At 65.3% G+C, this 11,529-nt stretch carries 10 protein-coding genes; all 10 read left to right on the forward strand.

The genetic code is table 11. The features are described 5' to 3' along the window. Complete coding sequence (locus tag WKW80_RS00215; protein ID WP_340361522.1) at positions 1–1,587, forward strand: STAS domain-containing protein; 1,587 nt, start codon at positions 1–3, stop codon at positions 1,585–1,587. Positions 1,588–1,639: 52 nt separating this feature from the next. Then, entirely contained in the window at positions 1,640–2,185 is a 546-nt protein-coding gene (hslV, locus tag WKW80_RS00220) for an ATP-dependent protease subunit HslV (RefSeq protein ID WP_340361523.1), read from the forward strand. A gap of 13 nt (positions 2,186–2,198) precedes the next feature. Further along, a complete protein-coding gene (gene hslU / locus WKW80_RS00225) occupies positions 2,199–3,527 on the forward strand; it encodes an ATP-dependent protease ATPase subunit HslU (RefSeq protein ID WP_340361524.1) in 1,329 nt (442 codons plus the stop codon). A gap of 259 nt (positions 3,528–3,786) precedes the next feature. Next, the gene (gene mraZ / locus WKW80_RS00230; RefSeq protein ID WP_340361525.1) at positions 3,787–4,218 is read left to right on the forward strand and encodes a division/cell wall cluster transcriptional repressor MraZ; all 432 of its coding nucleotides are present in this window, start codon (positions 3,787–3,789) and stop codon (positions 4,216–4,218) included. Between the two features lie 8 nt (positions 4,219–4,226). Beyond that, complete coding sequence (rsmH, locus tag WKW80_RS00235; RefSeq protein WP_340361526.1) at positions 4,227–5,150, forward strand: 16S rRNA (cytosine(1402)-N(4))-methyltransferase RsmH; 924 nt, start codon at positions 4,227–4,229, stop codon at positions 5,148–5,150. Between the two features lie 5 nt (positions 5,151–5,155). Next, the gene (gene ftsL / locus WKW80_RS00240; RefSeq protein ID WP_340361527.1) at positions 5,156–5,497 is read left to right on the forward strand and encodes a cell division protein FtsL; all 342 of its coding nucleotides are present in this window, start codon (positions 5,156–5,158) and stop codon (positions 5,495–5,497) included. Between the two features lie 162 nt (positions 5,498–5,659). Then, complete coding sequence (locus tag WKW80_RS00245; protein WP_340361528.1) at positions 5,660–7,408, forward strand: peptidoglycan D,D-transpeptidase FtsI family protein; 1,749 nt, start codon at positions 5,660–5,662, stop codon at positions 7,406–7,408. After that, on the forward strand, positions 7,408–8,907 hold the full coding sequence (locus WKW80_RS00250) for a UDP-N-acetylmuramoyl-L-alanyl-D-glutamate--2,6-diaminopimelate ligase (RefSeq protein ID WP_340361529.1): 1,500 nt from the start codon (positions 7,408–7,410) through the stop codon (positions 8,905–8,907). Before WKW80_RS00245 ends, WKW80_RS00250 begins: the two co-directional genes overlap by 1 nt. Continuing rightward, the gene (locus tag WKW80_RS00255; protein WP_340362169.1) at positions 8,907–10,328 is read left to right on the forward strand and encodes a UDP-N-acetylmuramoyl-tripeptide--D-alanyl-D-alanine ligase; all 1,422 of its coding nucleotides are present in this window, start codon (positions 8,907–8,909) and stop codon (positions 10,326–10,328) included. The genes WKW80_RS00250 and WKW80_RS00255 overlap by 1 nt, the downstream gene beginning before the upstream one ends. An 18-nt stretch (positions 10,329–10,346) precedes the next feature. Further along, on the forward strand, positions 10,347–11,525 hold the full coding sequence (gene mraY / locus WKW80_RS00260) for a phospho-N-acetylmuramoyl-pentapeptide-transferase (protein WP_340361530.1): 1,179 nt from the start codon (positions 10,347–10,349) through the stop codon (positions 11,523–11,525). The last annotated feature ends 4 nt before the right edge of the window (positions 11,526–11,529 follow it).

Below are 11,529 nucleotides of genomic sequence, written 5' to 3' on the forward strand. Positions count from 1 at the left end.
ATGGCCAAAGAGGAGCCCGGCCGGCTGCTGTCCAAAGTAGCCAAGTTCGTCCGCAATCCGCTCAAGGACTGGGCGGAACTGGACGAGCAGGATGCCGGCTCGTCCGACACCGGCTACAGCCGGGAGATGCTCAAGGAAATGATCGAGCGGCGGCAGCGCAACGATTTCGTGCGCCGCCGCGAGTTCGACATGCTGCGCAAGCTGCGCCAGCGCGAAGCCAGCGGTGGCTCGCGCGATTCCAGCGCCACGCCGTCGTCCTTCAGTGTCAGCACCAGCGGCAAGACCGCGGGCCGCGCGCTCACGCTCAAGAAGATCGACGAGATCGAAGAGCAGATGTCGCAGCAATGGTGGAAGAAACGGCAGCAGAGCGCCAACGGCGAGGCCATGACGCCTGCCGACATGGCCGCCCAGCAGGCGCGCGCCTATGCCGACACCGAGCCCGGCCAGGCCCCCCCTGTTCCCGCAGGCAGCGCGCCCGGCGAACTGAACCTTTCCCGTATGGGCATCGACAGTGGTCTCGAAGAAGCTTCGATCCGCTTCGCGCATGGCGATGATCCTGGCGCCGAGGCGATCCTGCTGCAGACGGTGGCGCCCGAGAGCCCGCAGGTCGACGGCATCGATACCTGGCGCGCGCTGCTCGACTTCTACCGCGCCACCGGCGATACCGAGAAGTTCGTACAGGCGAGTACGCGCTATGCCCAGCGCTTCAAGCGTCCTGGGCCCGAATGGATTTCGTTGCCTGCACTGGCGCGCGATGTGCAAACGGCCGGTGCGGCCGAACACGACAGCCGCGGCGCAAACGAGCCAGATGCGGCGGATTGGTTCTGCCCGCAGCAACTCTCCCGTGGCGGGCTGGCCGGCCTGACGCAGGCACTGTCGCATGCCGGCCAGGTGTGGACGCTCGACTGGCGCGGCCTGTCGGGCATCGACGCCGATGCAGCCGGTCCCTTGCGCGCGCTGATGGAGCACTGGGCCTCTTCGCCGGTGCAATTGCGCTTTGCCGGCGCCGAACGCTTGGTGGAAGTGTTGAATGCCGCCACGCCCACCAACAACCGCAACACCGAGCCGGTCTGGTGGCAATTGCGCATGGCGATCCTGCGCTTGATGAACGATGTCGACGGTTTCGAGTTGACGGCGCTCAACTATTGCATCACCTATGAGGTGTCGCCGCCGCCTTGGGAAGACCCGGTCGGCAGCTATGCGGAGGTGGATGCCGCAGCAGCGCCCGCGCAGAAGCCGTCGATCTCGCCTGCCAGCATGCATACAGGGATCGGGACTTCGGCCGGAACGGCTCCTGCGCAGGCCGTTGCGGGCTACACCCTGCTGGTCGGCGAACTGAGCGGCGAATGCCACGACATCCTGCAGAGGCTGGACGCGGAACTGGTTGATGCGGCCGTGCCGACAGTGTCGTGCGCCGCACTGGTCCGCACCGACTTTGCAGCGGCCGGCACCTTGCTCAACTGGGTCATGGCGCGCGCCGCGCGCGGCCAGCGTGTCGAATTCATCGATGTGCACCGCATGCTCGCCGCATTCTTCAAGGTGATCGGCATCGCCGATCATGCGTCGGTCGCCGTTCGCGCGAATTAACAGCAGCAGCCGGGGCGCTTGCATCGCCCCGGCGCAACCTCAGATGACTTCGATGGAACAGTTTCACGGAACGACGATCGTCAGCGTGCGCCGCAAAACCCCGAGCGGCGATCAGGTCGCAATCGGCGGTGATGGCCAGGTCACATTGGGCAACATCGTCATCAAGGGCACCGCTCGCAAGGTGCGGCGGCTCTATCACGGCAAGGTGCTCGTGGGATTTGCCGGCGCTACGGCCGACGCCTTCACATTGTTCGAGCGCTTCGAGGCCAAGCTCGAGAAGCATCAGGGCCAGTTGGCGCGTGCCGCCATCGAACTCACCAAGGACTGGCGCACCGACCGGGTGCTGCGCCGCCTGGAGGCCATGCTCGCCGTCGCCGATGCGACCACTTCGCTGATCATCACCGGCAATGGCGACGTGCTGGAACCGGAGGGCGGCATCGTGGCCATCGGTTCGGGCGGCCCCTATGCGCAGTCGGCCGCCAAGGCATTGCTGGACCATACCGACATGACGGCCGACCAGATCGTGAAGCGATCGCTCGAAATCGCGGGCGAACTCTGCATCTACACCAACATGAATCACACGATCGAAACGCTCTGAGGCAGGCCCGCTTATGTCCATGACCCCTCAGGAAATCGTCTCCGAACTTGACAACCACATCGTCGGCCAGCCGCAAGCCAAGCGCGCCGTGGCCATTGCCCTGCGCAACCGCTGGCGCCGGCAGCAGGTGGACGACAAGCTGCGATCCGAGATCACGCCGAAGAACATCCTCATGATCGGCCCGACCGGCGTCGGCAAGACCGAGATCGCGCGCCGGCTTGCGCGCCTGGCCGATGCGCCGTTCATCAAGGTCGAGGCAACCAAGTTCACCGAAGTGGGCTACGTCGGCAAGGATGTCGATTCGATCATTCGCGACCTGGCCGAGATTGCGGTCAAGCAGACCCGCGAAGCCGAGAGCGCCAAGGTGCGCATGCGCGCCGAGGATGCGGCCGAAGACCGTATCCTCGACGTCCTGTTGCCCTCCGCCCGCAATGCCGAAGGCGTGGTCGAGGCCGGCAGCAACAACCCCACGCGCCAGGCCTTCCGCAAGAAGCTGCGCGAGCATCAGCTCGACGACAAGGAAATCGAGATCGACCTGGCCGAAGCCCGCGCGCCGCTCGAGATCATGGGCCCGGCCGGCATGGAGGAAATGACCGAGCAATTGCGCGGCATGTTCGGTCAGATCGGCGGCCAGAAGCGCAAGACCCGCAAGCTCAAGATTTCCGAGGCAATGCGACTTTTGACCGACGAAGAAGCCGGTAAGCTGCTGAACGAAGACGAATTGCGCACGCAGGCCATCAGCAGCGCAGAGCAGAACGGCATTGTCTTCATCGACGAGATCGACAAGGTGGCCACGCGCAGCGAATCGCAGGGCAGCCCGGATGTGTCCCGCCAGGGCGTGCAGCGCGACCTCCTGCCACTGGTCGAAGGCACGGCCGTCAGTACCAAGTACGGCGTGGTGCGCACCGACCACATCCTGTTCATTGCCAGCGGCGCCTTCCACCTGAGCAAGCCGAGCGACCTGATTCCCGAATTGCAGGGGCGCTTTCCGATCCGGGTCGAGTTGCAATCGCTGTCGGTCTCCGACTTCGAGAGCATCCTCACCCAGACCCGCGCGTCGCTGGTCAAGCAATACCAGGCGCTGCTCGCGACCGAGGGTGTGACGCTCGAATTCACGCCGGAAGGCATCACGCGGTTGGCCAGCATTGCGTTCGAGGTCAACGAGCGCACCGAGAACATCGGCGCGCGCCGGCTCTCGACCGTGATGGAGCGCCTGCTCGACGAAGTCAGCTTCGATGCAGCCAAGCTCGGAGGCCAGACCGTTCGGATCGACGCGGCCTATGTCGACGCGCGCCTGCAGGCACTAAGTCACAACGAAGATCTTTCGCGCTTCATTCTCTAGGCGACAGCGCAGCGCCGTGCCGCTTCACGCATCACTTTCAGTGCGCGTGCTAAGTGCTTAATTTGCAACGATATTCGTGTTTTTCGGCTTCCGAAATCACCGCTAAGTCGTTGATTCCATTGCAAAAAATTGCCGCGACCCCTTGTCGCGGTGTACTTGTTTCCTGCTACAGTGGAAAAAAGTGCAGTTAAGTGGGAAAAAGTGTTGGCAATAGCCTCGTTTCGAGGCCTGCAGCATCTCACAACCGGGGTCGTTTTTAGTGTTTCAAGGCGCGTCATCGCTGAGTCTGGATGCCAAGGGGCGGCTGTCGGTGCCCACCCGGCATCGTGACGTCCTCAGCGCGACGGCGGCCGGCCAGCTCACGATCACGCGTCACCCGCATGGCTGCCTGATGATCTTTCCGCGCCCCGCATGGGAGCAGTTCCGCGAGCGCATCGCCGCGATGCCGCTCAAGGACCAATGGCTGAAGCGCCTGTTCCTCGGCAATGCCATGGATGTCGAGATGGACGGCACCGGCCGCATCCTCGTGTCGCCGGAACTGCGCGCCGCAGCCAGCATTGGCCGTGACACCCTGCTGCTCGGGATGGGCAGCCATTTCGAGCTCTGGGACAAGGCCACGCATGACGCCAAGGAAGCCGAGGCGCTCGCCGCCGGCATGGCCGAAGGCGCGTTCCAGGACCTGGCGTTCTAAAGGCGAACGTGGACAACGAATGGACCCATACGACCGTCTTGTTGAACGAAGCGGTCAACGCCCTGTTTGCCGACGAGTCGGCGGCAGCGGGAGCGTACGTGGATGCCACTTTCGGAAGAGGCGGGCATTCCCGCCTGATCCTCTCAAGGCTGGCGCCGGAGGGCCGGCTCATCGCGTTCGACAAGGACGCGGAAGCGGTCGCCGAAGCAGCGCGCATCACCGATGCGCGTTTTTCCATCCGTCACCAGGGCTTTCGCGACCTGGGCGAACTGCCTTCGGGCAGCGTGGCCGGTCTGTTGATGGATCTGGGCATCAGCTCGCCGCAGATCGACAACCCGGCGCGCGGTTTCAGTTTTCGATTCGACGGCCCGCTCGACATGCGCATGGATACAACGCGCGGCGAGAGCGTGGCCGAATGGCTGGCGACAGCCGAACAACAGCAGATTGCCGAGGTAATACGTGACTATGGCGAAGAACGGTTTGCTGTTCCGATTGCAAAGGCGATTGTTGCTCGCCGACAGGAACGGGGCCCAGTTTCAACCACCACCGAACTGGCCGAGCTCGTGGCTGGCGCGGTCAAAACCCGCGAGCCGGGCCAGAACCCTGCAACGCGCACATTTCAGGCTCTTCGGATTTTCATCAACGCCGAGCTTGAAGAGCTTCAACAAGCGCTAGAAGCGAGCATCGACGTGTTGCAACCCGGGGGGCGGCTCGCAGTGATCAGTTTTCACTCGCTGGAAGACCGCATCGTCAAGCAGTTCATCGCGAAGCATTCGCGCGAGGTGTACGACCGCCGCGCGCCTTTTGCCGCGCCGGTCGCCATGAAGCTGCGCAGCGTTGCCCGGATCTTCCCGTCGGACGCCGAAGTGGCGGCCAACCCGCGTGCCCGCAGCGCAGTGCTGCGCGTGGCCGAGCGCACCGAAACGGTCTGAACGCGATGGCCCGGCTCAACCTCCTCCTGCTGCTTTCCGTCCTGGCGACGGCGCTGTTGCTCGTGCACACGCAGTACAGGTCGCGCCAGCTGTTCACCGAGATGGAGCGGGTCAACAATGAGTCGCATCGGCTCGAGGTCGAGTACGAGCGCCTGCAGGTGGAGAAGCGGGCGCAGGCGACGCCGCTGCGGGTCGAGAAGCTGGCCAAGGAGCAGCTCAAGATGACCACCACCACGCCCGCCATCACCCTCTACGTCCGCCAGGACGGCAGCGTGATCCCGGCCGTGGTGTCGGCCGCGCCGCCGCTGCCGACGAACGCTGGCGCGCCGGCGCGCAAGGGGCACTAGTATGAAACACCCCCGACGAAGCACCTGCGGCGCTTCCCCCTCGAGGGGGCGCACCCGGCGGCCCGGCAAAGCCGGTTCCGCGGGTGCCCACGAACAGACTTCGCCGTGCTCGTCCTGGCTTCATGCGTCGCGGAAGACGCTCCAGCGTCATGGAGCACTGAGATGAGCCGCCGCAGCGTTCAATACACCACCAGTCCCTTGCTTGCGAGCAAGACGCCGGTCTGGCGCAGCAAGTTCATCGTGGCCGGCGTGGCCATCGGTTTCGTCGCGCTGGCCGGCCGGGCCGCCTTTGTGCAGGTCATCAACAACGCGTTTTTTCAGCGCCAGGGTGAAGTGCGCTTCACCCGCACGCTGGAGCTGCCGGCCAACCGCGGCCGCATCCTCGATCGCAATGGCTTGCTGCTGGCATCGAGCGTGATCGCGCCGAGCATCTGGGCGATTCCGGAAGACATCGAGCGCGACGATCCCGAAGTGCGGGCCAAGCTCAAGCAGGTGGCCAAGTTGCTCGGCATGGCACAGAAGGACTTCGACAAGAAGCTGGCAGACGAAGACAAGACCTTCGTCTGGATCCAGCGCCAGGTCGACGAACCGATCGCCAAGCAGATTGCCGCGCTCGACATCAAGGGGATCTACCAGCGCAAGGAATACAAGCGCCAGTACCCCGAGGGAGAGGCGGCGGCACACGTGGTCGGCTTCACCAATGTCGAAGACCACGGCCAGGAAGGCATCGAGCTGCAATTCGACAAGGATCTGGCCGGCAAGGCCGGTTCGCGCCGTGTGATCAAGGACCGCCTGGGCCGCGTGGTCGAGGGCGTGGGTGAATCGATTCCGCCGGTCGAGGGCAAGGACATCCAGCTGAGCATCGACAGCAAGGTGCAGTTCTTTGCATACCAGAAGCTGCGTGACGCCGTCACCACGCACCGTGCCAAGGCCGGCAGCGTGGTGGTCCTCGATTCGACGACCGGCGAAATACTCGCGCTCGCCAATTACCCGAGCTACGTGCCCGACAAGCGCCAGAACCTGACCGGCGAGCAATTGCGCAACCGCGCGTTGACCGACACCTTCGAGCCCGGCTCGACGATGAAGCCGATCACCATCGCCACCGCACTCGAACTCAGGCGCGTGACGCCGCAAACGCTGATCGACACCGCACCCGGCAAGCTCACCATCACGGGCTCGACCATCAGCGACACGCACAACTACGGCACGCTGACCGTCGAAGGCGTGATCCAGAAGTCGAGCAACATCGGTGCGACCAAGATCTCGCAGCGCCTGACGCCGCGTGAAATGTGGGACTCGTTCAGCGCGCTCGGGTTCGGCCAGAAGCCGCAGATCACCTTCCCGGGTGCCGTCACGGGACGGCTGCGTCCGTGGAAGAGCTGGCGGCCGATCGAGCAGGCCACCATGTCCTACGGCTATGGCCTGTCGGCGTCGCTGTTCCAGATGGCGCATTCGTACACCGCGTTCGCACATGACGGCCAGCTGATTCCCGCGACGATGCTGAAGAACGACACGCCGGCCGTCGGCGTGCGTGTGTTCGCGTCCGAGAACGCGCGTGCCGTGCGCCGCATGCTGCAGATGGCGGCGGGCCCCGGTGGCACCGGGCCGTTGGCGCAGACGGTCGGCTATTCGGTCGGAGGCAAGTCGGGTACCGCGCACAAGCAGGTCGGCAAGGGCTATGCCAGCAACAAATACCGCTCGTGGTTCACCGGCATGGCACCGATCGACAAGCCGCGCATCATCGTCGCGGTCATGCTCGACGAGCCGAGCAACGGCGTGTACTTCGGCGGCATCGTGGCCGCTCCGGTGTTCAGCGAAGTGGTGCAGCAAACGCTGCGCATGATGAACGTGGCACCCGACCTCGCGGTCAAGCCGCAGGTCGTGACCAAGGGCGTGGACGAGAGCTTCTGATGGACGACATCCGCTTCTCCTCCCCCAACGAAGCCGGTCACTGGCTGCGCTCGCGCGTGGGCGGGCATCTGCATGCCGACAGCCGCCGCATCGGCAACGGCGATGGGTTCATTGCATGGCCGGGTGCCGCGACCGATGGCCGCGCGCACGTGGCTGCCGCGCTGTCGCAAGGCGCGGCGGCCTGCCTGGTCGAACGCGAAGGTGTCGAGGCGTTCAATTTCGAGAGCGACCATGTGGCTGCCTATGAAGGACTCAAGGCGGCGACCGGGCCGATCGCCGCGTCTTTCTACGGCTGGCCATCGAGCCAGCTTGCGCTGCTGGCCGTGACCGGCACCAACGGCAAGACTTCAACGGCATGGTGGCTGGGCGAGGCCTTGTCGGTGCATGCCGAACTCGGCCCCTGCGCTGTGATCGGCACGCTTGGAATCGGCATGCCACCGGACCTGGCCTACACCGGCCTCACCACGCCCGACCCGGTGATGCTGCAGCGCGAATTGCGCGGGTTCGTGGCGCGCGGCTTCGGCGCCTGTGCCATCGAGGCCTCGTCGATCGGCATTGCCGAACGCCGGCTCGACGGCTGCGAAATCCGCGTGGCCGTGTTCACCAATTTCACGCAGGACCACCTCGACTATCACGGCAGCATGGATGCCTATTGGCAAGCCAAGGCCGAGTTGTTCCGCTGGCCGGGCCTGCGCGCCGCAGTCGTCAACATCGACGACGTGCATGGCGCCAGCCTCGTCGGCAATCTGCTCGACGAATACTGCGGCGCACTCGACGTGTGGACGCTCACGGCAGGTGGTGGACCGGCCCGCCTGGCCGCGCATGACATCGGCTACGGGCCGCAAGGCCTGCGCTTTTCGGTGGTGGAGCAGGGCGGTGGCAGTGAAGACCTGTCGACGCAGCTCATCGGCCAGTACAACGTGTCCAACCTGCTCGGCGTGATCGGCACCTTGCGGGCCCTCGGGCTGTCGCTGGCCGACGCGGTGCAGGCATGCCGCGGTCTCAGCAGCGTGCCCGGCCGCATGGAGCGTGTCGCCGTCGAGGGCCAGCCGCTCGTGGTGGTCGACTACGCCCATACGCCCGACGCGCTCGACAAGGCATTGGAGGGTCTGCGCCCACTCGCAACCGAGCGTGGCGGCAAGTTGTGGTGCCTGTTCGGCTGCGGCGGCGACCGCGATCCGATCAAGCGGCCGATGATGGCGGCGGTGGTGGAGAAGCGGGCCGACCGCGTGGTGGTGACCAGCGACAACCCGCGCAGCGAAAAGCCGGCATCGATCATCAGCCAGATCATGCTCGGCCTGGCCCAGCCCGATGCAGCGCAGATCGAGCCCGACCGCGCCAGGGCGATTGCCGACACCATCGCGCAAGCGGCGCCGGAAGACGTGGTGCTGCTGGCAGGACGTGGCCATGAGGCATGGCAAGAGGTCGCCGGCGAGCAGATCGCCTTCTCGGACCGCGCGCATGCCGCGGACGCGCTGGCGCGGAGGGCAGGCAAATGATGATGACGCTTGCCCAAGCCCAGGCATGGATTCCGGGCGCACGCCTGGTCGGCGACCCGGCCACGCCCATCGCACGCGTGCACACCGACACCCGCACACTCGCGGCCGGCGACATGTTCGTCGCGCTCAAGGGCGAGCGTTTCGATGCCAACGAATTCCTGGCCGACGCCAAAGCCAGTGGCGCCGCTGCAGCGATTGCGCATGGCGGTCTCGAGGCTGCAGGTCTCGCGGGGCTGGAGGTCGGCGATTCGCTGGCTGCGCTGGGCGCGCTGGCCACCGGGTGGCGCAGCCAATACACGCTGCCGTTGATCGCGGTCACCGGAAGCAACGGCAAGACCACGGTCACGCAGATGATCGCGAGCATCCTGCGGGCCGCGGCAGGCGACGATGCGCTGGCCACGGCCGGCAATCTCAACAACGAGATTGGCGTACCGCTCACGCTGCTGCGCCTGCGCGAGCACCATCGTCTGGCGGTCGTCGAGCTCGGCATGAACCATCCGGGCGAGATCGCCAGGTTGTCCGCGATCGCGAGGCCGACGGCGGCGCTGGTCAACAACGCGCAACGCGAGCATCAGGAGTTCATGGCCACGGTCGAAGCGGTGGCACTGGAGAACGGTGCCGTGTTTGCCGCGCTGCCGGTCGACGGCACTGCCGTGTTTCCGCACGGCGATGAGTTCACGCCGCTATGGACGCGGCTTGCGAGCGAAGGCGGGCGGCGCCATTGCCTCACGTTCGGAGAAGACCCTGCAGCCAGCGTCTCGCTGGTGGCGGCCGAGTGGCTGGGCCAGGCCTGGCGGCTCACCGCTCGCACGCCGTTGGGCGAATTGCGCTGCACGCTGCGCATTGCCGGCCGCCACAACGTGATGAACGCATTGGGGTCGATGGCCTGCGCCCTGGCGGCCGGCGTGTCGCTCGACCACATCGCGCATGGCCTCGATGCTTTCGAGCCGGTCAAGGGCCGCTCGCGCGCCAGTGCGGTGCAGCTTGCCAATGGCCGCACCGTCACGCTGGTGGACGACAGCTACAACGCCAACCCCGACTCGGTGCGTGCAGCCATCGATGTGCTGGCCACGCTGCCCGCGCCACGCATCCTGGTGCTGGGCGACATGGGCGAGGTCGGCGACCAGGGTGAACGCTTTCATGCCGAAGTCGGTGCCTGGGCACGCGAACGCGGCATCGACACTTTTTATGCGCTCGGCGCGGCCACGACCCACAGTGTCGCGGCCTTCGGCGGAGACCCGGGCCGGGCGCGCCATTTCGAAAGCATCGATCCGCTCAATGCGGCGGTGCTGGCACTGCTGCCGGATGCCGGCAGCGTGCTCGTCAAGGGATCGCGCTTCATGCGCATGGAGCGCGTGCTGCAGGCGATTGCCGCCGCCGCGCCCCAACGACAACAAGAGGAGACCGGTCATGCCAATTGAAACGCTCGGTTTCATTACATGCTGCTGAGCCTCGCCCAGTGGCTGCAAACGCTCACGCCCGAGTTCGGGTTCCTGCGCGTGTTCCAGTACCTGACCTTCCGCGCGCTGATGTCGGCGATGACGGCATTGGTCGTGGGGCTGGCTGCCGGTCCGTATGTGATCCGCCGGCTTGCCGCACTGAAAATCGGCCAGCCGGTGCGCGGCTATGGCATGGAGACGCACCTGAGCAAGAGCGGCACGCCCACGATGGGCGGCGTGCTGGTGCTGTTCTCGATCGCAATGGCGACGCTGCTCTGGTTCGACCTGTCGAATCGCTTTGTCTGGATCGTTCTGTTCGTCACGATCGGTTTCGGCGCGATCGGCTGGGTCGACGACTGGCGCAAGGTGGTGCGCAAGGATCCGGAAGGCATGCGCTCGCGCGAGAAATACATGTGGATGTCGATGGTCGGCTTGCTGGCCGCGTTCTATCTGCTGTTCAGCATTTCGGAAAGCTCCAACTGGCGCGTGCTGCAACTGTTCTACGCCTGGGTGCGCTCCGGCTTCGACCTCGACTTTCCGCCGAAGACCAACCTGCTGGTGCCGTTCTTCAAGGAGATCAGCTATCCGCTCGGCGGCATCGGCTTCGTCATCCTCACGTACCTGGTGATCGTGGGCGCGAGCAATGCGGTCAACCTGACCGACGGCCTCGACGGGCTGGCGATCATGCCGGTGGTGATGGTGGGCTCGGCGCTCGGCGTGTTCGCGTACGTGACGGGCAGCGTGGTGTATTCGCGCTACCTGTTCTTCCCGAACATTCCCGGCTCGGGCGAACTGCTGGTGTTCTGCTCGGCCATGGCCGGCGCGGGGCTCGCATTCCTCTGGTTCAACACGCATCCGGCCCAGGTCTTCATGGGCGACGTGGGCGCGCTCGCTTTGGGCGGCGCGCTCGGCACCATCGCGGTCATCGTGCGGCAGGAGATCGTGTTCTTCGTGATGGGCGGCATCTTCGTCGTGGAAGCAATCTCCGTGATGTTGCAGGTCTCGTATTTCAAGTACACGAAGAAGCGCTTCGGCGAGGGTCGGCGAATTCTCAAGATGGCGCCGTTGCACCACCACTTCGAGAAGAGCGGCTGGCGCGAAACGCAGGTCGTCGTGCGCTTCTGGATCATCACGATGCTGCTGTGCCTCGTGGGTCTGTCCACGTTGAAGCTGAGGTGAGGCC

Source organism: Variovorax humicola, from assembly GCF_037889915.1.
Lineage (GTDB): Bacteria > Pseudomonadota > Gammaproteobacteria > Burkholderiales > Burkholderiaceae_C > Variovorax > Variovorax humicola.

Coding starts and splice junctions, on each gene's coding strand:
- hslU (WP_340361524.1), top strand. CDS start 2,199: ATGTCCATGACCCCTCAGGAAATCGTCTCCGAACTTGACAACCACATC.
- WKW80_RS00215 (WP_340361522.1), top strand. CDS start 1: ATGGCCAAAGAGGAGCCCGGCCGGCTGCTGTCCAAAGTAGCCAAGTTC.
- WKW80_RS00250 (WP_340361529.1), top strand. CDS start 7,408: ATGGACGACATCCGCTTCTCCTCCCCCAACGAAGCCGGTCACTGGCTG.
- ftsL (WP_340361527.1), top strand. CDS start 5,156: ATGGCCCGGCTCAACCTCCTCCTGCTGCTTTCCGTCCTGGCGACGGCG.
- hslV (WP_340361523.1), top strand. CDS start 1,640: ATGGAACAGTTTCACGGAACGACGATCGTCAGCGTGCGCCGCAAAACC.
- WKW80_RS00255 (WP_340362169.1), top strand. CDS start 8,907: ATGATGACGCTTGCCCAAGCCCAGGCATGGATTCCGGGCGCACGCCTG.
- mraY (WP_340361530.1), top strand. CDS start 10,347: ATGCTGCTGAGCCTCGCCCAGTGGCTGCAAACGCTCACGCCCGAGTTC.
- WKW80_RS00245 (WP_340361528.1), top strand. CDS start 5,660: ATGAGCCGCCGCAGCGTTCAATACACCACCAGTCCCTTGCTTGCGAGC.